The 22,982-nt window shown below is 58.3% G+C and carries 24 protein-coding genes; 5 read left to right on the top strand and 19 right to left on the bottom strand.

Annotated elements, in window-relative coordinates; all coding sequences use genetic code 11:
• Window positions 1-27: 27 nt before the first annotated feature.
• The 8 genes from ACF8YQ_RS04330 to rpoE form a co-directional block, all read right to left on the bottom strand.
• Window positions 28-339, bottom strand: a complete 312-nt coding sequence (locus ACF8YQ_RS04330) for a helix-turn-helix domain-containing protein (RefSeq protein WP_396622679.1) — start codon at window positions 337-339, stop codon at window positions 28-30.
• A gap of 48 nt (window positions 340-387) precedes the next feature.
• Window positions 388-624: a hypothetical protein gene (locus ACF8YQ_RS04325; protein ID WP_396622678.1), complete on the bottom strand. Its 237-nt coding sequence runs from the start codon at window positions 622-624 to the stop codon at window positions 388-390.
• 806 nt (window positions 625-1,430) lie between these two features.
• A complete protein-coding gene (locus tag ACF8YQ_RS04320; protein ID WP_396622677.1) occupies window positions 1,431-2,144 on the bottom strand; it encodes a hypothetical protein in 714 nt (237 codons plus the stop codon).
• 139 nt (window positions 2,145-2,283) lie between these two features.
• Window positions 2,284-3,732 (bottom strand): DegQ family serine endoprotease, encoded by a 1,449-nt coding sequence (locus ACF8YQ_RS04315; protein ID WP_396623275.1) that lies wholly within the window; start codon window positions 3,730-3,732, stop codon window positions 2,284-2,286.
• A gap of 112 nt (window positions 3,733-3,844) precedes the next feature.
• Entirely contained in the window at window positions 3,845-4,294 is a 450-nt protein-coding gene (locus tag ACF8YQ_RS04310; RefSeq protein ID WP_011785725.1) for a SoxR reducing system RseC family protein, read from the bottom strand.
• Complete coding sequence (locus ACF8YQ_RS04305) at window positions 4,291-5,334, bottom strand: MucB/RseB C-terminal domain-containing protein (RefSeq protein ID WP_396622676.1); 1,044 nt, start codon at window positions 5,332-5,334, stop codon at window positions 4,291-4,293. The genes ACF8YQ_RS04310 and ACF8YQ_RS04305 overlap by 4 nt, the downstream gene beginning before the upstream one ends.
• A 17-nt stretch (window positions 5,335-5,351) precedes the next feature.
• Complete coding sequence (locus tag ACF8YQ_RS04300) at window positions 5,352-5,918, bottom strand: sigma-E factor negative regulatory protein (protein ID WP_022991046.1); 567 nt, start codon at window positions 5,916-5,918, stop codon at window positions 5,352-5,354.
• Between the two features lie 15 nt (window positions 5,919-5,933).
• Window positions 5,934-6,551, bottom strand: a complete 618-nt coding sequence (gene rpoE / locus ACF8YQ_RS04295) for an RNA polymerase sigma factor RpoE (protein ID WP_011785728.1) — start codon at window positions 6,549-6,551, stop codon at window positions 5,934-5,936.
• A gap of 208 nt (window positions 6,552-6,759) precedes the next feature.
• On the opposite strand from rpoE, the gene nadB reads away from it, so the two are divergent.
• From nadB to ACF8YQ_RS04270, 5 genes are all read left to right on the top strand, one after another.
• Window positions 6,760-8,367: an L-aspartate oxidase gene (nadB, locus tag ACF8YQ_RS04290; RefSeq protein WP_396622675.1), complete on the top strand. Its 1,608-nt coding sequence runs from the start codon at window positions 6,760-6,762 to the stop codon at window positions 8,365-8,367.
• Between the two features lie 38 nt (window positions 8,368-8,405).
• Window positions 8,406-8,678: a succinate dehydrogenase assembly factor 2 gene (locus ACF8YQ_RS04285; RefSeq protein ID WP_011785730.1), complete on the top strand. Its 273-nt coding sequence runs from the start codon at window positions 8,406-8,408 to the stop codon at window positions 8,676-8,678.
• The gene (locus tag ACF8YQ_RS04280; protein ID WP_303293486.1) at window positions 8,662-9,123 is read left to right on the top strand and encodes a hypothetical protein; all 462 of its coding nucleotides are present in this window, start codon (window positions 8,662-8,664) and stop codon (window positions 9,121-9,123) included. Before ACF8YQ_RS04285 ends, ACF8YQ_RS04280 begins: the two co-directional genes overlap by 17 nt.
• 26 nt (window positions 9,124-9,149) lie before the next feature.
• On the top strand, window positions 9,150-10,130 hold the full coding sequence (locus tag ACF8YQ_RS04275) for a YgfZ/GcvT domain-containing protein (protein ID WP_396622674.1): 981 nt from the start codon (window positions 9,150-9,152) through the stop codon (window positions 10,128-10,130).
• A 100-nt stretch (window positions 10,131-10,230) separates the two neighbouring features.
• The gene (locus ACF8YQ_RS04270) at window positions 10,231-11,064 is read left to right on the top strand and encodes an HDOD domain-containing protein (protein ID WP_014420748.1); all 834 of its coding nucleotides are present in this window, start codon (window positions 10,231-10,233) and stop codon (window positions 11,062-11,064) included.
• Window positions 11,065-11,216: 152 nt separating this feature from the next.
• On the opposite strand, the gene ung is transcribed toward ACF8YQ_RS04270, so the two are convergent.
• The 11 genes from ung to rimM all read right to left on the bottom strand — a co-directional run bounded on the left by ung (window position 11,217) and on the right by rimM (window position 22,956).
• Window positions 11,217-11,948 carry a uracil-DNA glycosylase gene (gene ung, locus ACF8YQ_RS04265; protein ID WP_396622673.1) on the bottom strand — a complete coding sequence of 244 codons (732 nt, stop codon included), beginning with the start codon at window positions 11,946-11,948 and terminating at the stop codon, window positions 11,217-11,219.
• Window positions 11,949-11,952: 4 nt separating this feature from the next.
• Window positions 11,953-13,488, bottom strand: coding sequence for a lysine--tRNA ligase (gene lysS / locus ACF8YQ_RS04260; RefSeq protein WP_396622672.1), 1,536 nt, complete (start codon window positions 13,486-13,488; stop codon window positions 11,953-11,955).
• Between the two features lie 51 nt (window positions 13,489-13,539).
• Window positions 13,540-14,635 (bottom strand): peptide chain release factor 2 gene (gene prfB, locus ACF8YQ_RS04255; RefSeq protein ID WP_396622671.1). Its coding sequence is split into 2 segments (ribosomal slippage): window positions 13,540-14,562 and window positions 14,564-14,635, totalling 1,095 coding nucleotides; the frame shifts between segments, so codons are not numbered across the junction.
• A gap of 235 nt (window positions 14,636-14,870) precedes the next feature.
• The gene (recJ, locus tag ACF8YQ_RS04250) at window positions 14,871-16,604 is read right to left on the bottom strand and encodes a single-stranded-DNA-specific exonuclease RecJ (RefSeq protein WP_023008843.1); all 1,734 of its coding nucleotides are present in this window, start codon (window positions 16,602-16,604) and stop codon (window positions 14,871-14,873) included.
• A 6-nt stretch (window positions 16,605-16,610) separates the two neighbouring features.
• Window positions 16,611-18,011: a threonine synthase gene (thrC, locus tag ACF8YQ_RS04245; protein WP_011785738.1), complete on the bottom strand. Its 1,401-nt coding sequence runs from the start codon at window positions 18,009-18,011 to the stop codon at window positions 16,611-16,613.
• An 11-nt stretch (window positions 18,012-18,022) separates the two neighbouring features.
• Window positions 18,023-19,324: a homoserine dehydrogenase gene (locus ACF8YQ_RS04240; RefSeq protein WP_141067753.1), complete on the bottom strand. Its 1,302-nt coding sequence runs from the start codon at window positions 19,322-19,324 to the stop codon at window positions 18,023-18,025.
• A gap of 140 nt (window positions 19,325-19,464) precedes the next feature.
• Complete coding sequence (locus ACF8YQ_RS04235) at window positions 19,465-20,199, bottom strand: DsbC family protein (RefSeq protein WP_121208421.1); 735 nt, start codon at window positions 20,197-20,199, stop codon at window positions 19,465-19,467.
• An 83-nt stretch (window positions 20,200-20,282) separates the two neighbouring features.
• Window positions 20,283-21,185: a site-specific tyrosine recombinase XerD gene (gene xerD / locus ACF8YQ_RS04230; protein WP_396623274.1), complete on the bottom strand. Its 903-nt coding sequence runs from the start codon at window positions 21,183-21,185 to the stop codon at window positions 20,283-20,285.
• Window positions 21,186-21,284: 99 nt separating this feature from the next.
• Entirely contained in the window at window positions 21,285-21,641 is a 357-nt protein-coding gene (rplS, locus tag ACF8YQ_RS04225) for a 50S ribosomal protein L19 (RefSeq protein WP_011785742.1), read from the bottom strand.
• Between the two features lie 25 nt (window positions 21,642-21,666).
• Window positions 21,667-22,425, bottom strand: coding sequence for a tRNA (guanosine(37)-N1)-methyltransferase TrmD (gene trmD, locus ACF8YQ_RS04220; protein ID WP_396622670.1), 759 nt, complete (start codon window positions 22,423-22,425; stop codon window positions 21,667-21,669).
• Window positions 22,426-22,428: 3 nt separating this feature from the next.
• Window positions 22,429-22,956 (bottom strand): ribosome maturation factor RimM, encoded by a 528-nt coding sequence (gene rimM, locus ACF8YQ_RS04215; RefSeq protein WP_396622669.1) that lies wholly within the window; start codon window positions 22,954-22,956, stop codon window positions 22,429-22,431.
• Between the last annotated feature and the right edge of the window lie 26 nt (window positions 22,957-22,982).

Here is a 22,982-nt window from a genome sequence, read left to right as displayed (position 1 = left end):
GATAAGGCGTGAACGGTTGAGATGCGCTTAGCTGGATACGAGGGGGTTGTCCTTCTCGGCCTGTGCCTGGATGAGTTTCGTGGCGACAGTGCGGAGTTCATCTTTCACCTCAAGCGACATGTTTGGAAGCTCGCTGTCATCAGACGCAAGAAAGAGAAGAATGCTAGAGGGCACTCCTAGCGCAGAGGCTATATCTTCTAGCTTAGAGATAGTCGGCTCCCTTTCACCTTTTATGATTAAGGTGAGATAGGAGGCTGACAAGTCCGATTCCTTTGCAAGCCTGCTTTTAGTTATGCCCCTTAGTTTTCGGCATTTTTCGATAGCTAGCCCTATGTTCACGAACAATCCTCAATAAAGTTTGAGACCTGGGGTGCCTCATCGTCCGTTTCACTCGAAAAACTTCGCAATTTCCGGGTAAAACTTAACGAGGACTCCCAGGGCTAAAATACAGCGCTTTCTGAGAAGTCCTTTCCGGGCTTCCGATACCTCCTTGCCATGAGCCTTTTCAATATCGGCAATAAGCAAGTCGATTTCTCGCTCGGTTTCGGCACTACATTTCAGCTTCCCATTCAGCTCTTTTCTAAGACGCTTCAAAAGCGCCCGAGTTTGATTAAGGTCGTGCATAGCACTATCTCCGTGGTTGCGACGCAGGATTGCGTCTGCCCCCCAATTTCCGCATTCTGAGTCGCTGCCGTGAGATGCGCAGAGAGTGAAGGAAGCTGAAATCCCAGGTCTCTACTTCGAAGCGTTAATGGCTTCGCGTTCTGCCCCCCTTCCTGCTTCGTGGCGCTCCGCCTCGGGACGGTTAGCCGGTCGGCTGCGTGGCGCTCCGTTACGGAACGGCCAACGTTGTGGGGTGGACTTAATGACCTCGAAAGGTCAAGACTCAGTTTTTGGAGATATCCTTAATCTCTTTTAGAGCTGTTTCCGGGTGAATCACCCGTCCACACATAGAAGATAAAACTTTCGCGGCCCATCTGTCAATAAAAATTTACTCACAGAAAATATTGATAAGCTTTCGGGCTCTCTGCGAATGCTCAAAGAATCAGAGGTTAGCTCTGGCGCGCGCAGCCTCAAGCGTATATTCGAGCGACGGTTTTAAAAAGTCTGTGGACTTCTCAACTTGGCGCAGCGCGGCAAAAAAGGTCCGCTTGCAAATGTTCGCTTCTGTTTAAAGACTGGAGCTGGCAGAGTCTGCCGCAGCCAGGGACCAAGGAGACAGGTTACGCATTTAGATCATACCAAGAGGCTCAAGGAACTCTTCAAGCATAATCTCTCCCGGATGAATAGGACGCATACCTACAGTAACCATTGCGCGACCTCCTCAGTGATAATCAACAATCTCGACAGTTTCCACCCCATCGTCTGTCCCGCGGAAACACACTCGCCACTGGTCATTGATAAAGCTGCTGCGGGGGTTCGGGTTCAGATTAAGCACTAGGCCGGCCAAAGACGGGCCTGTCCGCTTGAGCGCTTTCTTGGGCGTCGGACCGTTTGAGCCCGCTAATTTCCGCCATGATCCTTTCAATCACCTGTGTTCGCACAGCAGGGTTGATCCCGTCTTCTGGGTAGCACCTCACCAGATCAAGATGACTTACGCCTTCATGAGCATGGAACATGTGGTTTTCGATCCGCTGCGAGGCTCTGCTCCCAACAGCTTCGTTCATTTGGTGATTTCGATCGCAGCCAAGCAGGTCTCCCTGCGAAAAGAAATTAAGGCATACATCAACATTTGTTGGCACGTTGCGAGGTTCGAAACCCCAGCGTCCTGGAAATACTCGCCCCAGCCCTCCGGCGGCAATGCTCACGAGCAGCGCAACATCTACACCTCGCCGCTCAAGCTGCCGAGCAACCTTGACCGCCTGGAACCCGCCCTGACTGTACCCGAGTATGACAATACTCCGCCCCTCGCTACGCGATGCTTGTAAGTCATCTGAAATCGAATCAACCGAGTGCATGTGACCGTAAAGTGTCACATCTGACAGGCCCCGACTTCTAAGGTAATGCAGCAAGTTCCGTTGCATCAGCCGTCGGGCCATGAAGCCGTAAATCACCGCAACTCTTGGACCAGAATAGCTACCGCATTTTTTTGGTCGGTCAGGAACCTGCAACCGTTGGACCAGGCCCATAAATTTACTATCCAAGAAGCATCCCCTTGCAGTGCCTAAAAGCCTTTTACGGTAGTTCATCCAAAGCGGACAAACCAAGGTTTAAAAACCAAAAGCCCCCGGACGCGTCCTGACACGCCGGGGGCCCAATCTTACTTGGAATGTGGTTATTAACTCAGGGCTTCATGACCAGGTAGATCGCCCGCCCCTGCCTTACAATCCGGACCGAAACCGCCCGGTTTTCCGGCAAGTCGCGGATCACCGACCGGAAGTCCTCCACCGAGCGAATCTGCTGGCGGTTGATCTCGGTAATGATGTCCCTGGCACGAATACCAGCCTCAAACGCCGGGCCACGATCTACGCCAGCGACTACAACACCGCCTTCCACGCCGATGGAGCGAGCAGTCTCGGGAGCCAGTGGCTCAACGGACAACCCAAGCGGTGCGCCCGCACTGTTGTCGCGGCTACCGGTGGAGGGCTGGGCAGCGTCATCGCCGTCTTCCGGCAACTTGCCAATTGCCACGTCGAGGGTGATTTCATCACCACCGCGCAACACCGTCAGGCGCGCCGATTCACCTACCGGTGTGCGGCCAACCATGGGCGGCAGGTCAGAGGACAACTGAACATCCTCGCCATTGTATTCCAGCACAATGTCACCGGCCTCAAGGCCCCCCTTCTCCGCCGGTGAATCCGGCATCACTTCGGCAATCAACGCGCCGCGGGGACGGCGCAGCCCGAAACTCTCGGCCAGATCCCGATTCACTTCCTGAATAAGCACGCCCAACCAACCCCGGGCGACGGTACCTTTGTCACGGAGCTGGCGGAATACGTTCATGGCATCGTCAATCGGAATGGCGAACGACACCCCCATGAAGCCGCCGGAGCGGGTGTAAATCTGGGAGTTGATGCCCACCACTTCGCCTTCCAGGTTGAACAGCGGGCCACCCGAGTTACCGGGGTTAATGGCAACGTCGGTCTGGATAAACGGCACGTAGTTCTCGGATGGCAGCGAGCGGCCCAGAGCACTGACAATGCCCGCCGTCACCGTGTAGTCAAACCCGAATGGCGAGCCGATGGCGAAAACCCATTCGCCGACTTTCAGATCCCGGGAACGTCCAACGCTGACCACCGGCAGGTCTTCACCATTCTCGATTTTGAGAACCGCCATATCCGAGCGGGGATCGGTACCCACGATAGTGGCGGAGAACTCGCGGCGGTCATTCAGGCGCACAATCACTTCATCGGCACCCTCAACCACGTGATTGTTGGTCAGTACGTAACCATCCGCTGACACAATAAAGCCGGAGCCCATGCTCCTGCGCGGCTGCTGCGGCCGAGGGGAACCACCAAAAGGAGACTGCGGGCCGCGGAAAAAATCCTGAAGGAAAGGCGGCAACTGCTCCAGTTGCCTTTCATCAAAAGGGAGCCCATGGAAGCCAGAGCTCTGGCTGCCCGGATCCGTCGTGGTACTGATATTCACCACCGCACTGGAGTTATCTTCTACCAGTTCAGTGAAATCCGGCAGGCCTCTGGCTGCGACGCCCTGGCTCCAGAATACCGACACCATGGCAGCCAGCATCAGCAGAACGCCCAGCATGGCACCGGGCCTGGCCAGGGAAGGCATACGGGCAGCTTCTATATTTTTTTCTGGCATGTAGAACCCCCTGATTTTACTTGCGTTTATAGAGCTATTCTGGGGCTGGGGCGTGAATTTTCAACTTAAAAAACGGTAGGGATCATGGACATGTCGAGGATGGAATTGTCTTTATCCTCAACAACCGCGGCTGGTAGCGATCACCGGCCCCGGCCTGCCAACGCTGCACCAGCCAGAACCCGACGCCCAGGCCTGCCACCGCTCCGGCTATGGCGCCCAGGTCTGACCCCGCAGCCCAGTTATGAGCCATCACACTGGCAAGCACCATCAGCACCAACGGCAAACCGTAAATAATCAGCGAGGCATTCAGCAGCGACTGTTCATCCAGCCCGATGACCACTTCATCCCCCACCCGGGCGCCCACGGAATTATCTACCAGTACCTGGTTCGCCCGGCCACCGGAGACCGCAGCCAGGGCTCGCTGCCCGCAGCCCGAGCGGGCCGAACAACTCTGACAGGCACTGGTTCTTATCGTCTGAACCCAGACCTGATCACCCACCAGGGCCACGACTTTACCGGTTTCCGTGATCATGACCCGGACAGCTCAGCTACGAAATCATCATCCACTTCCACGGCATCTGCCACCTTTCGTGCAGTGCCCGGCGGAATTTCACCAACCACCGCTATCAGGAAGGGGCGATCAGAGACCATGACTTCGCGCATGTAGATGGTGGTTGCCCCTATACGGGAAGCGCCTGTCGGCATTTTCAGCCGCCCGACAGGCTCAACAAATACGGAAAACGCAGCCAGGCCATCGGAGAACGCCACGGCCTTGCCACTGCCCGAACGTGGTGCAGCCGCCGGCACAAAGCCCTCCGGCTGCCAGGACAGAGTCCAGCCATTCATCCGGCCAACAGTTGACTCCTGTTTCCGGCCATCGTCCAGGGTACGGCTAATCTCACGACCACGGGTCTGAACCTCGAGTTCCTCGTCGGAAATATCGTCAGTGATCTCAAGATCGGTGAACTGAAAATGCTCCAGTACCTCACCGTTTACATCCCGCACCTGGCTCTTGACCAGTAGTCCCGTCTCTTTTTCCAGCCAGAGGCGGTGGCTATAGCGATCATCATCCCGGGCCCCGAGCGCCACGATCACCACATCGTAGCCGGCGACCCGGTCTTCACCCGCCAGTTCAGGCAGATACCAGCGGCCAAACGGCATCAATTGACTGGTAAACGCTTCTGCGAACGGGCCCGAAGGTATCACCTCGTCCAGCCGGACCCTGCCCCTGTCAGGCAATACACAGACCACGTTCATGCCTTTACGGACGATTTCACCACTGCCGCCGTCCTGCATCACCAGGCGTTCCTCAACACGCCCGTTCCGGTAACGGTGGGCAATGCGCATGGAATGTACCTGATCGCCCCGGGCATAAACAAAGACCCCGCGGTACGAAGTCATGTTGAGTGCAGGGCCAAGCCGCTCCAGCCAGGCCATGGCCGCCGGAGCTTCACCGCTTTTCGTTGTCTCGCTGGCCAACTCGGCCCTCACCGGATTGATCAACAGGCACAGCAGAGCCACAAGAGCGGCAACCGCTCCGAATACCGACCTGCTGGATACCCGGTTATTCATAAATCCATGCTCCCGGCTCAATAGTTACCACTGGCGCTGACCAGGCGGGCGTAACCCACCGAGCCACGACCTGCACCCACGCTGTTGTGCTGGGCATGCTCAAGCAGGTACTGACGCATCTGGCGCAACTGGTCTTCGTCCAACCGCTGCAGTGCCACTTCCTCAACCGCCGCCGACAGCGTTACCGCAGAGGCTGAAGGCTCGGCACTGCCGCCGGCCAGTGCCTGAACAGATACTCCGGTGCGGGTATCCCAGCCGGCTCCGGCACCGAAGCCCACAATCAACGCCATGAACACCATGGCGGCCACCGGCCAGCGCCAGACCGACACCCTGGGCACCTCCACCGGCGACCGGGCCTGTTCTGAGCGAGCATGGCCATCGAGCGCTTCCCGCACTGCGCCGGCAACATCAATACCATCGGCAGGACCGTGCTGCTCGTGCATCAGATCACGTATCTGCTGCCATCGCTGCCACTGGCCGCGCACGTCCTCCTGGTTGCCATGTGACAACAACCGACGAACCGATAGCTCATCGGCCTCGTCATCCATCATCGAAGACAGTGTTTCTCTGAGACGCTCATCCATAGGATGCAACCTCATTCACGTTACTGACTGATCAAGGAGCGGGCCAAGGTGGCGATCCACCGAGTCCCGCGCCCGGAAAATTCTTGAGCGCACGGTACCTATGGGGCACTCCAGTATCCGGGCAATATCTTCATAACTCAGGCCATCGTATTCCCTGAGCAGGAACGCCGACCGCAGTTCCTCCGGCAGGCTGGCAATGGCTTCCGCAAGAGCTTTCTGCAACTGTTCTCTCTGCAGCAACCGCTCCGGCGAGGCCGGGTCACGCAGTCGGCCGCCATCATCAAAGTTTTCCGCATCGGTGACATCCGCCGATCCCTGGGGCCGCCTGCCGCGGGCCTCAAGGAAATTCTTGGCGGTGTTTACGGCAATCCGGTACAACCAGGTGTAAAACGCGCTGTCGCCGCGAAAGCGATCAATCGCGCGGAAGGCTTTGACAAAGGTTTCCTGAGTCAGATCCATGACTTCCTGGCTGTCGTAGACATAGCGGCTGATAATAGACGCGACCCTGGACTGGTATTTCACCACCAGCAGATCGAAGGCCGCACGATCTCCGTTCCGGACCTTGCGAACCAACTGCAGATCCGTCTGGCTGTCGGACTGCTCTCCGGGTTTCCAGTCATTTTCAGGCGTCATGGACGAAGCAACAGAAAGTCCTGTTTTGGGAGCCAGTGGTCTGGCCTCGATACGAGTGGCTTGTGTCATTGGGCTGATCCAGCGTTCGTTCACTAACCCTTGATGCAGACCGCACCCGGCTGACAGGGTTATCCGTTAGCCCAAATAGACAGCAAGCGTAAAGTTTAGTTCAATACACGTCCACATTATGGCCCGCGACCACGACTCAATGCCACAGTCCTACGAATACGATGTTCTGATCATCGGCAGCGGCGCTGCCGGCCTTACCGTTGCGCTGAATCTTCCGGAGCACTTGCGGGTTTGCGTCATCAGCAAAGCCGATATCAGCTCTGGCGCCACCCTCTGGGCCCAGGGAGGCATCGCTGCGGTTCTGGACGATACCGATTCCGTGGAGAATCACATACAGGACACCCTCAACGCGGGCGGCGGTCTGTGCCACGAAGATGCGGTCCGCTTTACCGTGGAACACAGCAAGGAAAGCATCAGGTGGCTGATCGACTCCGGCGTGAAGTTCACCAGGCAGGACGATGGCGAGGACTACCATCTCACCCGCGAAGGCGGCCATAGCCATCGCCGGATTATCCACGCCGCCGATGCCACCGGCCACGCGGTTTCCACCACCCTGGCGAGCCAGGCCCAGGCCAGGCCGAATATTGACCTGAAAGCCGGCCGGGTGGCTGTGGACCTGATTACCAACCGCAAGCTTGCGCTTCCCGGCAACCGCTGCGTCGGCGCCTACATCCTGAATCTCGAAGACAACCACGTGGAACTGTTTCGAGCCAGGTTCACCGTCATCGCTACCGGCGGCGCCTCCAAGGCGTATCGCTATACCACCAATCCGGACGGCGCTTCCGGAGATGGAATTGCCATGGCCTGGCGAGCCGGTTGCCGTGTTGCCAACATGGAGTTCAACCAGTTCCACCCCACCTGCCTGTACCACCCGCACGCCAAGTCCTTCCTGATTACCGAGGCGGTTCGGGGCGAAGGTGGCGTGCTCAGGCTGCCGGATGGCAGTCGATTTATGGACCGGTTTGATGAACGGGCGGAACTCGCGCCCCGGGACATTGTTGCCCGGGCCATTGACCATGAGATGAAGCGCCTGGGTGCAGACCACCTGTTCCTGGATATCAGCCATAAGCCGGCCGACTTCATCAAACAGCACTTCCCGACCATTTACGAAAAGTGTCTGAGCTTCGGGATCGACATTACCCGCGAACCCATCCCCGTGGTGCCTGCTGCCCATTATACCTGCGGCGGAATTGTCAGTGATGAACGGGCGCGCACCGACATCAACCAGCTCTATGTCGTTGGCGAAGCCGCCTTCACCGGCCTGCACGGCGCCAACCGCATGGCCAGTAACTCGTTGCTGGAATGTCTCGTATATGGCCGGGCCGCGGCTCAGGACATCACCCGCAGGGAGGCTGACATACCGCCACCACCGTCAGCCCCGGACTGGGACGAGAGCCAGGTGCGGGACTCCGACGAAGACGTCATCATCTCCCATAACTGGGACGAGCTTCGGCACTTTATGTGGGACTATGTCGGCATTGTCCGAACGACCAAACGCCTGCAGCGGGCGAAACACCGGGTTGACCTGCTGTCCCGTGAAATCGGCGAGTTTTACAGTAACTACCGGGTCTCCAATGACCTGATCGAACTGCGCAACCTGGTCACAGTCTCCGACCTCATCATCTGCTCGGCACTGCAACGCAAGGAAAGCCGTGGCCTGCATTACACACTGGATTATCCGGGCCTGCTGAATGACGCCCAGGATACCGTGCTGGTGCCGACGACTTACCGCACCCTGTCTCCCTGAGACCGGGCCTTACTCCGTTTCCAAAGGCAGAATCCGTTATGTCCGAAACCAATACTTCTCAGGATCACACCGAATTTCATCGCCTGTGGTGGCACAGCCGCCGCGGCATGCTGGAACTGGACGTTCTGCTGCTCCCGTTCCTTGAAGAGGTATACCGGGATCTTTCAGCGGAAGACCAGGCCCGTTACCGCAAGCTGTTGAGTTGCGAGGATACGGACATGTTCGAGTGGTTCATGCAGCGCAGCAAGCCGGAGGACCCGGATCTTCGTCACATCGTTGACATGATCCTGAACCGTGTCCAACCCGATTGAACTGAACCTGTCGCCCTCCAGGGCCGCGGGTATTTGCGCCAGCCTGCCCTGGCTGGCGCTGTCTGCTGTACTACTGGCAATCAGCCTGTCCATCACCCCGCTGGCACTGGTGTTGTTACCGGTTTCCCTGCTTCTGGGCTGGCAGGAATTCCGTCGTTGTGGCCGGCTCCGTGGAGCCAATGCCATTATCAGCCTGACCACTGACGACCGGCATCTTCGATGCCAGCTGGCCAATGGCCAGGAAGTTACCGCCAGAGTTTGCGGCTGCAGCTCGCTCGGTGCATCCTTTCTGGTCTTGAAAGTAGAGTCCGTTGTCACCAGATCAGACACCATGACCGCGATCCTGCTCAGTCCATCCCGGCTATGTCGTGGCAATGTTTCCGAACAGGCATTCCGTCGGCTGCGCATGTGGCTCCTTGCAGGGCCAGCAGCTATTTCACGGTGAACCCCCGATTCCATCCGGAGTTTTCGATGACTAACGCCAATACCGAAACGCCAGCCAATCCCACTTACGAGGGTTGGGCTCATCTGACCGACCGGGTTCTGGCCAGAATCAGCGGGCCGGGTACCGACAAGTTTGTCCAGGGCCAGTTCAGCCAGAGTGTGGACGAAGTCAATGCCGGACAGTCCCTGAGGGCAGCAGCCTGCACCCCGAAGGGCAGGGCCTACTGCATTACGCGACTGGTCCGGGATGGCGAAGACTTGCTGCTCAGCCTCGAGCGGGAGACCGCCGACGACACCCTTCAGCACCTGAACAAGTATCTGATGCTGTTCCGGGGCACATCCCTTGGCGTTCTTGACTCGGGCCGGATCACCGGTCTACTGGGGATCGAGACCGCCCGACAGGTTGCCGGCGCGGCCACAGACGAACTGACCCGCCCCGGTCAGGTGTTAAGTACCGATAACGGGTACCTGATTCGTGTCGAAGATGACAGCAACCACCTCGCTCGCTTCGAACTCTGGCAAACCGATGCCCAGCCTGCGTTGCCGCCCACCTCCGAACTGCCTATGCCGACCTGGCAGGCCTCGGAGATCAGCGCCGGCGTACCCTGGCTGACCGCTGCGACCCGGGAAGCCTATGTTCCCCAGATGCTCAACCTTCAGCACCTGCAAGGCATTCACTTCAAGAAAGGCTGTTACACCGGACAGGAAGTGATTGCGCGGATGCATTTCCTCGGCCAGTTAAAGAAAAGCCTGTTCCGGGTCGCCTTCTCCGGCACTGACGCCGCCCCGGCACCCGGTACCCGCCTGATCGCCGATGGCAGTGCCGTGGGCGAGGTGGTTAACTCAGTACTGACTGGTGAGCAGCAGGGGGAAATGCTGGCGGTGATCCGACATGACGCGGCCAGCAAGCACCTGGGCGTAGACGGTTATGAGGGCCTGCAACTTGAGGTGCGGCCGATACCCTATCCGGTCCCTGAACGAGAGAAAGCCGAACAGCCGGATACATAAGTTGACAGGAAATACCGGAAAAATTTGCTATAAATTAAAACACATACCGGTTTTATCCCCGTACGTGGGATGCCTCCAGACAAGTGGAACCTAACTGACCATGGCCAATATTGTTGAAACCATCAAGTCTGACCTGACGGCTGCCATTGAAAACGACAAGCTGGTACTTCCAACCCTGCCTGAGGTAGCGCTTCAGGTACGGGAGATTGCCGAGTCCGAAGACTCTGCCATTGCTGATCTGGTTAAGGTCATCAGCAACGATACCGCGCTCTCGGCGCGTATCATCCGGGTGTGCAACAGCCCGCTGTTTCGCGGCAGTCGCGCCATCGAGAACCTGAACATGGCGGTCAGCCGGCTGGGTATGGCTTACACCAGTAATCTGGCCATGGGGCTGGCGATGGAACAGATGTTCCAGGCCACGTCAGATATGATCGACAAGCGCCTGCGCGCCACCTGGCAGACCAGCACCGAAGTGGCGGGCGTGTGCCATGTTCTGGCGCAACATTACACCCGCCTGAAGGCGGATCAGGCAACGCTGGCTGGCCTGGTGCACCTGATCGGTATTCTGCCGATTCTGCGTTATGTGGAGGATCAGGATATCCAGATCAGCAGCATCATGCTGGACAATGTGATTGATGAGCTGCACCCGCGTATTGGCTCTATGATTCTGAAAAAATGGGATTTTCCAAAGGAACTGCAGAATGTGCCTCTGGAATACGCCAACTTCCAGCGTGAGGTGCCGGCAGCGGATTATGCCGATCTGGTCATGGTGGCCAACCTGCAGCTGGTTGCCGGGAGCGATCATCCCTGGAACGAGATGGACTGGACGAAGATTTCTGCGTTCGATCGGCTGGGACTGGATCCGAATGTCGATATGAGCGAGGAAGAGGATCTGAATGCGCAGATGGAAGCGGCTATGGCGCTGCTTCAGTAATACCTCGTGGTTTTGGGAGTTTGGCGCCCGTCCTTGCGATGGGACCAGCTCCCGAAACACGCTGTAAATACCTCCCTGTATGCTCGGCTCCGCGCGGTTTCGGCAGCCTGCCCCGCCCTGAAGACTACCTTTGCATTGCCTTCGTCAGCGCGTCACTGTTTATACTTGGCAATCAACGCAGCTTTGCTTGGCAAAGCCCAATCAACGGAGGGCCTGCCCTGCTCCCTCAGCCATTCGTTAGCCTTCGAGAAATGCCGGCAACCAAAGAATCCACGGTAGGCACTGAGCGGTGACGGGTGTGGGCCATCCAGAACCAGGTGGCGGTTCCGGTCAATGTGCTGGCCCTTTTTCTTGGCGTAGCTGCCCCACAACAGGAACACCACGTTGTCGCGCTCCCGGTTGATAACTTCGATTACCTTGTCGGTAAACTGCTCCCAACCCTTGCCTTGATGGGCTCCGGCATTGCTCTGCTCGACCGTGAGGACACTGTTGAGCAGTAGCACGCCTCGCTCTGCCCACGGCTGTAGACAGCCGTGATCCGGTGGCGCGATACCCAGGTCGGTTTCGATTTCCTTGAAGATATTGACCAGGGACGGTGGTGGCGGAACCTGAGGGCGCACGGAAAAGCACAAACCATGGGCCTGGCCGGGGCCGTGGTAGGGGTCCTGGCCAAGAATCACTACGTTTACGTTCGCCAGCGGTGTGCTGTTGAGGGCATTGAAGCAGTGGGTGCTGGGGGGATACAGAACCTTGCCGGCCTGTTCCTCGGCGGCGAGGAATTCGGCCAGTTGCCGCATGTAGGGCTGGCGGAACTCATCCGCCAGCCAGTGGTCCCAGCCGCGGCCGGGCTTCAGTTGTTGAGCCAGTGCCTCGGCAGGGTGCATGGGCTTACTCGCTGTCCGGTTTCTGTTCCGTCTTGTGCTCCGGGCGCATGGCCGGGAACAGGATGACGTCGCGGATGGATGGCGAGTTGGTCAGCAGCATGGCCAGGCGGTCGATGCCGATACCTTCACCGGCGGTAGGCGGCAAACCGTATTCGAGGGCCATGACATAGTCGTCATCGTAGAACATGGCTTCGTCGTCGCCGGCGTCTTTCTCAGCCACCTGGGCCTGGAAGCGTTCGGCCTGGTCTTCGGCATCGTTAAGCTCAGAGAAGCCATTGGCAATCTCGCGACCGCCCACGAAGAACTCGAAGCGCTCGGTCACAAACGGATCGCTGTCTTTGCAGCGGGCCAGGGGCGACACTTCTTTCGGGTACTCGGTGATGAACGTCGGCTGCATCAGGCGATGCTCGGCGGTGGCCTCGAAGATCTCAATCTGCACCTTGCCCAGGCCCCAGATGTCTTTCACGTGGATACCCAGGTTCTTGGCCACTTCGCGGGCCTGGGCGTCGTCTGCCAGCTGCTCGCGGGTGATGTCCGGGTTGTAGCGCAGGATGGCGTCTACCACAGTGAGGCGCTCGAACGGCTTGCCGAAATCGTATTCGATGGTTTCTTCGCTGCCATCTTTCAGTACCCGGGTGTTCACCACGGTGGTGGTGCCCAGTACTTTCTGCGCGATGGTACGCAGCATGTCTTCGGTCAGGTCCATCAGGTCGTTGTAATCGGCGTAGGCCTGATAGAACTCGACCATGGTGAACTCGGGGTTGTGCCGGGTCGACAGCCCTTCGTTACGGAAGTTACGGTTGATCTCGAACACCCGCTCGAAACCGCCCACGACCAGGCGCTTGAGGAACAGCTCAGGGGCAATCCGCAGGTACATGTCGATACCCAGGGCGTTGTGATGGGTCACAAACGGACGGGCCGTGGCGCCACCGGGGATCACCTGCAGCATGGGGGTTTCCACCTCCATGAAGTCACGGTCGGTGAAGTACTGGCGCATGGTGTTGATGATCTTCGACCGGGCATGGAACACGCGGCGGCTGTCTTCGTTCACCATCAGGTCCACATACCGGTGACGGTAGCGGGCTTCGGTGTCGGTCAGGCCCTTGTGCTTCTCCGGTAGCGGGCGCAGAGACTTGGTGAGCAGCACGTAGTCTTCCATGGTGACGTACAGGTCGCCCTTGCCAGACTTCGACAGGGTACCGCGCACGCCCACGATGTCGCCCATATCCCAGTGCTTGGTGTCCTTCTGGACATCCTTGGAGGCATAGATCTGGATGCGGCCGGTCATGTCCTGAACCACCTTGAACGCCTTGCGGTCGAGCATCATGCGGCCGGCAATGGCCACCTTGATGCCCAGGGACTCCAGCTCTTCCTTGGATTTGTCACCGTATTTTTCCTGCAGCTCGGCAGCGGTGGCATCGCGACGGAAGTCGTTCGGGAACGGATTGCCCTGCTCACGCATGTTTGCCAGTTTGGCGCGGCGCTCGGCAATCAGCTTGTTGTCCTCGGGCTGTGCAGCGTTCTGGGTGTGTTCAGTCATTTTGGCTCACTAAGAAGTCGGGATTGTCCGGGTGTGGGTGAATGGCGCTGATTACAGCGCCATCTTCAGACTGGCTTCAATAAACTTGTCGATGTCACCATCCAACACCGACTGGGTGTTGCTGGTTTCCACCTTGGTGCGCAGGTCCTTGATACGGCTGTCATCCAGCACGTAAGAGCGGATCTGGCTGCCCCAGCCGATGTCAGACTTGGAGTCTTCGGCTTTCTGTTTCTCTTCGTTGCGCTTCTGCATTTCCAGCTCAAAGAGCTTGGCCTTGAGCTGCTTCATGGCCTGGTCTTTGTTCTGGTGCTGGCTTCGGCCGGCCTGGCAGGCCACCACAATCCCGGTCGGGTTGTGGGTCAGTCGCACCGCAGATTCGGTCCGGTTAACGTGCTGACCACCTGCACCGGAGGCGCGGTAAACGTCGACTCGCAGATCCGCCGGGTTGATCTCGATTTCGAAACTGTCGTCCACTTCCGGCGATACGAATACCGAAGAGAAGGAGGTGTGACGACGGTTGCCGGAATCGAACGGGGATTTACGCACCAGGCGATGTACGCCGGTTTCCGTGCGCAGCCAGCCGTAAGCGTATTCGCCCTGGATGTGAATGGTGGCACTCTTGATGCCCGCCACTTCACCTTCCTGCAGTTCAACGATCTCGGATTTGAATCCGCGACGCTCGGCCCAGCGCAGGTACATGCGCAGCAGCATATTGGCCCAGTCCTGGGCTTCGGTGCCGCCGGAACCAGCCTGGATGTCCAGGTAGGCGTTGTTGGCGTCCATTTCGCCGGAGAACATGCGGCGGAATTCGAGTTTCTCGAGTTCTTTATCGAGGCCTTCGAGATCGGCTTCGATTTCCTGGACGGTACCTTCGTCGTCCTCTTCCACCGCCATGTCGAGCAGGCTTTCTGCATCTGCCAGGCCGTTGGTGAGGTTGTCGATGGTTTTGACGATCAGTTCAAGATCAGAGCGCTCTTTGCCCAATGCCTGGGCCCGCTCGGGATCGTCCCAGACGGTGGGTTGTTCGAGTTCGCGTTCGACTTCGGTCAGGCGTTCACTGCGCTGATCGTAGTCAAAGATACCCCCTCAGCGCTTCGGTGCGCTCGCGAAGCTCTTTGATCTTCGTCACTATGGGATTAATTTCCATGAAACCTTGTCTCGCTTTGGAAAATGGTGCGATAAAAACAGAGGGCGGATTCTACCGGAATTTGCGGGTTAAATCAGCTATTCATGGCTTGGAGTAAGCACCGTGCGAGGTAGGGCTTTCCGAGAGACGCGGTGAATACATCCCTGTACGCTTGACGAAAACATCCCTGTTTTCGACACTCTCGGAAAGCCCTACCCCGAACGGCGCCCCAGCTTGATTCGGGGAGTCAACAGATTCAGCCTAGCGGCTCCAGATAATCCACCAGAAGCTGCAAATTGGTCCGCCCCCGGAACGTATTGGCATCCGGCTTGTAAACCACCCGCGCCCCACTCCGGGTAAAGTCCGGCACTTCCGGCCCGGTGTTGAAGGCGATGCCATCAATAATGCCGCCGCCCTCAACCGGCTGCAGCACCAGCTTTAGATGGTTCTCGCCGACAATTCGCTGGCTCACTACCCGGAATTCGCCATCAAACACCGGCTCGGGAAAATGCTGGCCCCAGGGGCCGGCGCGTTTGAGCAGGTAGGCGGTGTCCAGGTTCAGCTCTTCCGGGGCCAGCGGGCCGTCGGTGGTGATGGCGGCTTCAAGGTCTTCCGGTTTCAACGTGTCACGCACGGCCTGGTCGAAGGCGTTGCTGAAACGTTCGAGGTCGTCCCGGGCGATGGTCATGCCGGCGGCCATGGCGTGGCCGCCGTATTTTTTCATCAGGCCCGGATTCTTGGCGTCGACCACGGCCAGGGCATCCCGGATATGCAGGCCGGGGATGGATCGGGCAGAGCCTTTCAGGTGTTCGCCGTCGTCGTCGGGCGCAAAAGCAATGGTAGGGCGATGGGTCTGTTCGCGGATGCGGGCCGCCAGGATGCCGATCACGCCCTGGTGCCAGTCCTGATCGAACAGGGCCAGACCCCAGGGCAAGCCGTCAATATCGAGGGACATGGAGGCCAACAGGTCCTGGGCCTGGGCTTTCATGTCTTTTTCAATGGTGCGGCGTTCGCGGTTGAAGTTGTCCAGTTCCCGGGCCAGACGCAGCGCTTCGTCGCGACTGTCGGCGAGCAGGCAGGCGATGCCGATACTCATGTCGTCCAGCCTGCCGGCAGCGTTCAGGCGCGGGCCAACCACAAAGCCCAGATCGGTGGCGCTGATTTCGGTGTAGTCGCGGCCGGCTACTTCCAGCAGAGCCAGGATGCCCGGTCTGGCTTCGCCTTTGCGGATGCGGCGGATGCCCTGCTCCACAAAGATGCGGTTGTTATGGTCCAGCGGAACCACGTCGGCCACGGTACCCAGGGCCACCAGGTCCAGCAGGCTACCCAGGTTAGGCTCCGGGTCCGGCAGCCGGTTGTTGTCTCGCAGGTGCTTACGCAGCGCCGTGAGCACGTAGAACATCACGCCCACTCCCGCCGCATTTTTGCTCAGGAACGGGCAACCGGGTTGATTGGGGTTCACAATGGCATCGGCATCTGGCAGCTCTTCTCCGGCCAGATGGTGGTCGGTGATGACCACTTTGATGCCCAGCTCCCGGGCAGCACGCACGCCTTCGATGGCGGAGATGCCGTTATCGACGGTCACCAGAAGATCCGGCAAATCCCCGTCTTCCTGCAACCGGTGGATGATGCCGGGTGTCAGGCCGTAGCCATCAGAGAATCGGCTGGGCACCCGGAAATCAATCGCCGCCACACCGAGCATAGACAAACCCAGCATTGCCACCGAAGTACTGGTGGCGCCATCGGCGTCGAAGTCTCCCAGCACCATCACCCGCTGTTTCTGCACAATGGCCTCGGCCAGCAGTTCAACTGCGCGATCAATACCGCGAAGCTGCATCGGCGACGCCAGGTGTTTCAGGGTGTACTGGAGCTGGTCGTCGGATTGCACACCACGAGCGGCGTACAGACGGCGAAGGATGGGAGGCAGGTTTTGCCCCCAGCCCGTCACATCGGACGGCTGGGGGCGACGCAGGATCTTTTTAGGAGTCATGCCGGATCAGGCGTTCTTCCAATGCTTGGCGATAAAGCCCTGCACCTCGGACACATTGTTATCCAGCACAGTGTAGCGCTCTTCCCGCTCGAAAAGATCGGCCATGTGGGCCGGCAATTGCGGCTTCACGCTCAGGCCGGATTCAGCAATGGCATCCGGGAACTTGGCCGGGTGCGCGGTACCCAGGGTGATCATGGGCACGGCAGAGTCGCGGCGGCAGTTGCGGGCAGCGCGTACGCCAATGGCGGTGTGCGGGTCCAGCAGATATTCGTTCTGCTCGTAGACGTCACGAATGGTGTCGCAGGTGGTTTTGTCGTCCACCGCATCGCTGTCGAACAGCTTGCGGGCGTGCTTCCAGCGGTAGTCTTCAATGCTGACCGGGCCTTTGGCTGCATTTTCCAGCAAGGCTTTGACCGCCGCGCCATCACGGCCGTGCAGATCAAACAGCAGACGCTCGAAGTTGCTGGACACCATGATGTCCATGCTCGGCGACAGGGTATGCTCCAGCTGGTGCTGCTCATACTTGTTGCCGCTCATGAAGCGATGCAGGATATCGTTGCGATTGGTGGCAATCACCAGCTGGCTGATGGGCAGCCCCATTTTCTTGGCCAGGTAGCCGGCGAAAATATCGCCAAAGTTGCCTGTGGGCACAGAGAACGCCATGCTGCGGTCCGGGCCGCCCAGAGCGAGAGACGCCTGGAAGTAGTACACGATCTGGGCCATGATCCGGGCCCAGTTGATGGAGTTCACCGCCGCCAGCTGGGTTTTGCCGCCCAGGAAAGACTGATTGCCGAAGCTCTCCTTCACCATGCGCTGACAGTCGTCGAAGTTGCCTTTGACTGCGATGTTATGGATGTTGTCGCCCTGCACCGTAGTCATCTGGCGGCGCTGCACTTCAGACACTCGCTGATGCGGATGCAGGATAAAGATATCCACGTGCTCGCACCGGCGGCAGCCCTCGATGGCAGCAGAACCGGTATCACCGGAGGTGGCCCCCATGATCACAACGTGCTGGTTGCGCTTCTCCAGAACGTAGTCCAGCAAGCGGCCCAGCAGCTGCAGGGCAAAGTCCTTGAACGCCAGCGTCGGGCCACGGAACAGTTCCATCACCCACTCGTTGGTGTCCAGCTGCACCAGCGGTGCCACCGCCTGGTGGCTGAACACGCTGTAGGTTTCATCCAGCATCTTGCGGAAGTCGTCCGCCGGGATGGCATCCTCTACGAACGGATACATCACTTTATAGGCCAGCTCCGCATAGGGAAGCCCACGCCAGCTACGAATTTCTTCCAGGCTGAAGTGCGGCAACGATTCCGGCACATAGAGGCCACCATCGGTGGCCAGCCCGGTCAGAAGAACGTCCTCAAAGCCCAGTGCGGGAGCTTCACCCCGTGTACTGATGTATCTCACGTGCGTACCTGTCAGTTAAAGTTTTCTGCGCGAATACGGACAACCTTGCCATCGATGTCGGCGAGGGATTCCATCTCGTCAATGGCCAGGTTCATCTGGCGCTCCTGAACCGTGTGGGTCAGGATGATGACCGGAATCCGGCCATCCTTGAATTCGGATTCTTTCTGCATGATTGACTCGATGTTGATGCCATGCTCACTCAGAATGGCAGCAATCTTGGCCAACACACCCGGATGGTCAAAGGCCTGGATTCGCAGGTAGTAAGCCGACTGGACATCTTCCATTGGCAGCACCGGCAGGTCTTCCAGGGCGTCCCGCGTAAATCCGAGGTAGGGAATGCGCTGCTGGCTGTTGCTGGCCACCGCACGGGCGACGTCCACGATGTCTGCGATGACCGCAGATGCTGTAGCCTCATCCCCGGCACCAGGACCGTAATACATGGTCTGGCCAACAGCATCGCCATCCACCAGGACTGCGTTAAGAACGCCATCAACCTGAGCAATCAGATGACTCTGTGGCACCAGCGTCGGATGCACCCGCAGTTCAATACCGTCTTCACGACGACGGGCGATGCCCAGGTGCTTCACCCGGTACCCCAGCAACTCTGCGTGGGAAATATCATATGGAGTAATACCGGAAATTCCCTCGGTAAAACCTTTCTCAAACTGCAGGGGAACGCCGAACCCGGACGCCGCCAGGATGGTCAGTTTGTGAGCGGCATCAATGCCTTCCACATCGAACGTCGGGTCCGCTTCCGCGTAGCCCAGTGCCTGCGCTTCCTTGAGAACTTCACCAAATTCCCGGCCCGCGCGCATTTCGGTGAGAATGTAATTGCCGGTGCCATTGATAATGCCGGCAATGGTATCAATGCGGTTGGCGGCCAGGCCCTCGCGCACAGACTTGATCACCGGAATGCCGCCGGCAACGCCGGCTTCATAGGCAACCACGACGCCAGCCTTCTCCGCTGCGTCAAAAATCTCATTACCGTGCACGGCAATCAGGGCCTTGTTGGCAGTCACCACATGCTTGCCGTTGGCAATGGCCGCCAGCACCAGCTCTTTGGCCGCATCATAGCCACCAATCAGCTCCACCACGATATCAATCGAAGGATCGTTCACCACGTCATAAATGTCGGTACTGAACGGGACATTGCCCAGATCAAGGTCATCGCGGCTATGGCGGCTCGCCACCCGGGCAATCCGGATGTTGCAGCCGGCACGACCCGCAATAATCGCGGCGTTGCGAGTCAGGACATTGAATGTACCGCCGCCTACGGTTCCCAGTCCGCAAATTCCGACATTGACGTCTTTCAAGCTCTCACCTCTGATCCCGATGGGGGTGCTGATGGATTGCAATAAGGGGGCATAGTATACCGATTCAGGGCCGGCTGAATAAGCCCTGAATCGGTCACACTTTCAACAAAGATGACGACTGGCGACGAACACCGACAGGGTCACAGAATACCGAGACCCTCGGCCAGATTTCGGGCCGGCACATAACCCCGAACCATATTGCCGTCTTCCAGCAAAATAGCCGGCGTGCCGGTCACCCCAACCTGACCGCCGAGACGATACTGCTCTGCCACCGGGTTCTCACAACTCTTCTGCTCTACCGAACGCCCGGCCTTGGCGGCATCCATAGCGGCCTGCTGATCGTCAGCGCACCAGACCGAGATATATTTATTGAAGGAGGCCGTACCTGGCCCGGAACGGGGAAACGCGTAGTAATTGACGGTAATACCGTACTCATTCAACTGGGGCACTTCATCGTGCAACTTCCGGCAATAGGGGCAATCGATATCGGTAAACACATTAACGACCGCCTTCTCTTTACCCTTGGCCGGATACGAAATCACGCCCTTGCCACCATAATCCGCCATCAGGTCCTTACGGGAACCCGCACGGGATTCTTCCGTAACGTTGGCAATGCCGTTTTCGGTGATTTTCAGCAGATCGCCCGTCAGCAGATAGGTGCCGTCTTCCGTGGTGTAGATGGTGTCGCCGTTGTTGCTCTGAACTTCGTACAACCCTTTTGCCTCAGATTCGCGAACAGAATTTACCTTGAGACCGGGAACTGCCTCGGTCAGCCGCTGGGCAATGCGGTCTTCGGCTTCGCCTGCCTGGGAGGCTGGCGCCCCGACCAGGGTCAGCGCCAGTCCAACGGACACTGCTACTGATTTGATGTTCATGAGCTTGAAACTACCTCTGTCGGTTTGTGTGGTGTCTGCGACACCGGAAAATCGGATTAGTTCAGCCTCCGGAGCGGCCGCAGTCAACCCCTGGGGTGATGGGCCTGATGAAGATCCTGCAATCTTTGCCGCGCAACATGGGTGTAGATCTGGGTGGTCGACAGATCTGAATGCCCCAACAGCATCTGCACCACCCGAAGATCCGCCCCGTGATTGAGCAAATGGGTGGCAAATGCATGCCTGAGCGTATGAGGAGAAAGGTGCTTGGTGATTCCGCAGCGAATCGCATAATGCCGGATTCGATACCAGAAGGCCTGCCGGGTCATGGCGGTGCCACGATTACCCGGAAACAGGGCATCACTGGTTTTGCCTCGCAGCAGCTCGCCCCGGGCCTGCCGCATATACTGTAATAACCAGTCCACAGCTTCTTCACCCAGCGGCACCAAACGCTCCTTGCCGCCCTTGCCCTGTATGCGAACCACGCCCTGCCTCAGGTTGACCTGGTCCACCGTCAGCCCCGTCAACTCCGAAACCCGAAGTCCGCAGCCATAGAGAATCTCCAGCATGGCCCGATCCCGCAATTCTACCGGCAGCTCCGGGTCCGGCTCAGTCAGCAGCGACTCCACGTCGGCCTCGGTCAGGGTATCCGGCAAGCGCCGGGGCAACCTAGGGCTGTCAATCCGCAACGTTGGGTCTTCGGCAATAATGCCTTCACGCAACAGAAAACGATAGAAGCGCCTTACGCCAGACAGGCGGCGGGCCGCCGTGCTGGTTTTCAGGCCGTCGGACAAGCCCCGGGACATCCAGGCCAGAAGGTCTGTGCGTCGTGCGCTGCGCAGGGTTGGCGCCCCAGCTTGCTGCTCCAGCCACCCGGACAAACGGTACAGATCACTGGCATAGGCCTGCCGGGTTTTCTCGCCAAGGCCATCCTCAAGCCAGACCGCGTCACTGAAACGCTCTATCAGCTGTTCATCTTCTGGCCTCAGCACAGCACCCTCTTCGATTACCGAGTCATCGCAGGCATTAAACCATAAAAAAAGCAGCCCCTTGAGGCTGCTTTTTGGTACTGAACAGACGAATCTGAATCAGTTGAGCTTTTCCTTGATACGAGCTGCCTTACCAGACAGGTCGCGCAGGTAGTAAAGCTTGGCCTGACGCACGTCACCACGACGCTTCACACTGACGCTGTCGATCAGCTTGGAGTAGGTCTGGAAAGTACGCTCAACGCCCACGCCGTAAGAGATCTTACGAACGGTGAAGGAAGAGTTCATGCCACGGTTACGCTTGCCGATAACCACGCCTTCAAACGCCTGCAGACGCTCACGGTTACCTTCAGTTACGCGAACCTGTACAACCACGGTATCGCCCGGCGCGAACGCGGGGATTTCCTTGGTCATCTGTTCTGCTTCAAGTTGACTGATGATGTTGTTCTTGCCGCTCATCGTAATGCTCCTGATACCCAATCTTTCAATGCCCTGATGACTCAGAGGCACCCGGTTCGTTCAAAATTTCTTCCAGCAACTGACGCTCTTCTTCCGTAAGTTCCCGCTTTTCCAGCAGGTCGGGGCGCCGCTCACTGGTTCGCCTCAACGATTCTTTCAATCGCCAACGCCGGATCTGTTCATGGTGACCGCCCAACAGAACTTCCGGCACCGCCTGACCTTCGTAAACCTCGGGCCGGGTGTAGTGCGGACAATCCAGCAATCCGTCGGCAAAGGAATCCTGCTCTGCCGACTGCGCATGACCCAGCGCTCCGGGGATGAGGCGTGTTACCGCATCAATTACAGCCATCGCTGCCAGCTCGCCACCCGAGAGAACGAAATCCCCAAGGGATACCTCCCGGTCGACCTCTGCCGCAATCAGGCGCTCATCCACGCCTTCATAACGACCGGCAACGAGGATCAGCTGCTGCTCGGCGGCGAGTGACTCCACCACCGACTGATCCAGCCTTTCACCCTGCGGCGAAAGATAGACCACACAGGCCTTGCCGGGTGCCGATGCCCTGGCCGCCTGGATTGCGTCCCGCAGAGGCTGAATTTTCATCAGCATCCCCGGGCCACCACCATAAGGCCGGTCATCCACCGTGCGATGACGATCGTGGGTGTAATCCCGAGGATTCCAGTTCTGAAAGGTCAACAGACCTTCACGCACTGCCCTCCCGGTAATCCCGTAATCCGTCACCGCAGAAAACATATCCGGGAACAGACTGACTGCGCCAATCCACACCCGTCAGAACTCCGGATCCCAGTCAACCACCATGCGAGAGCCTTTGAGATCTACCTGCTGAACCACTTGATCCGGCAGATAGGGAATCAGACGCTCGCGCTGATCAATAGAGCCCGCCGTAGCGTGCACCACCAGGACATCATTGGAGCCTGTCTCCAGAAGGTGATGCACCTTACCCAGGCACTCACCTTCTACCGTGAAGACATCCAGACCTTCCAGCTGATGCCAGTAGAACTCCCCTTCGGGCAGTTCCGGCAGTTGCTCGGTGGGAAACCGGATCTCCGCTCCGCAATAGGTGCGGGCTACTTCACGATCATCAATACCTTTAAGCCTGACGACGATCCCCTGCCCCTGGCGGCGACCTTCCTCAAGCCTGATCGGAATACGCTTGCCGTCCAGGAGCAGAGTCCAGTCACGGTAGTTCAGTATTCCGTCTTTCGGGTCTGTGTAAGAGAAGACCTTAAGCCAACCCTTTACCCCGAACACCGAGGTGATCCGGCCGATCACAGTTTCCTGCGAATTCTGCGTCATGCCTTTACAACCCCGGTACCAACAAT

Origin of the sequence: Marinobacter sp. W-8 (assembly GCF_044342215.1) — a bacterium.
GTDB lineage: Bacteria > Pseudomonadota > Gammaproteobacteria > Pseudomonadales > Oleiphilaceae > Marinobacter > Marinobacter nauticus.
This window is presented reverse-complemented; position numbering and strand designations above follow the sequence as displayed.

What these genes read in the sequence shown, in the direction of transcription:
- ACF8YQ_RS04325 (WP_396622678.1), bottom strand. Translation starts at nt 624, where the DNA reads ATGCACGACCTTAATCAAACTCGGGCGCTTTTGAAGCGTCTTAGAAAA.
- ACF8YQ_RS04315 (WP_396623275.1), bottom strand. Translation starts at nt 3,732, where the DNA reads ATGCCTTCCCTGGCCAGGCCCGGTGCCATGCTGGGCGTTCTGCTGATG.
- ACF8YQ_RS04310 (WP_011785725.1), bottom strand. Translation starts at nt 4,294, where the DNA reads ATGATCACGGAAACCGGTAAAGTCGTGGCCCTGGTGGGTGATCAGGTC.
- ACF8YQ_RS04305 (WP_396622676.1), bottom strand. Translation starts at nt 5,334, where the DNA reads ATGAATAACCGGGTATCCAGCAGGTCGGTATTCGGAGCGGTTGCCGCT.
- ACF8YQ_RS04300 (WP_022991046.1), bottom strand. Translation starts at nt 5,918, where the DNA reads ATGGATGAGCGTCTCAGAGAAACACTGTCTTCGATGATGGATGACGAG.
- rpoE (WP_011785728.1), bottom strand. Translation starts at nt 6,551, where the DNA reads ATGACGCCTGAAAATGACTGGAAACCCGGAGAGCAGTCCGACAGCCAG.
- nadB (WP_396622675.1), top strand. Translation starts at nt 6,760, where the DNA reads ATGCCACAGTCCTACGAATACGATGTTCTGATCATCGGCAGCGGCGCT.
- ACF8YQ_RS04285 (WP_011785730.1), top strand. Translation starts at nt 8,406, where the DNA reads ATGTCCGAAACCAATACTTCTCAGGATCACACCGAATTTCATCGCCTG.
- ACF8YQ_RS04275 (WP_396622674.1), top strand. Translation starts at nt 9,150, where the DNA reads ATGACTAACGCCAATACCGAAACGCCAGCCAATCCCACTTACGAGGGT.
- ACF8YQ_RS04270 (WP_014420748.1), top strand. Translation starts at nt 10,231, where the DNA reads ATGGCCAATATTGTTGAAACCATCAAGTCTGACCTGACGGCTGCCATT.
- ung (WP_396622673.1), bottom strand. Translation starts at nt 11,948, where the DNA reads ATGCACCCTGCCGAGGCACTGGCTCAACAACTGAAGCCCGGCCGCGGC.
- lysS (WP_396622672.1), bottom strand. Translation starts at nt 13,488, where the DNA reads ATGACTGAACACACCCAGAACGCTGCACAGCCCGAGGACAACAAGCTG.
- recJ (WP_023008843.1), bottom strand. Translation starts at nt 16,604, where the DNA reads ATGACTCCTAAAAAGATCCTGCGTCGCCCCCAGCCGTCCGATGTGACG.
- ACF8YQ_RS04235 (WP_121208421.1), bottom strand. Translation starts at nt 20,199, where the DNA reads ATGAACATCAAATCAGTAGCAGTGTCCGTTGGACTGGCGCTGACCCTG.
- rplS (WP_011785742.1), bottom strand. Translation starts at nt 21,641, where the DNA reads ATGAGCGGCAAGAACAACATCATCAGTCAACTTGAAGCAGAACAGATG.
- rimM (WP_396622669.1), bottom strand. Translation starts at nt 22,956, where the DNA reads ATGACGCAGAATTCGCAGGAAACTGTGATCGGCCGGATCACCTCGGTG.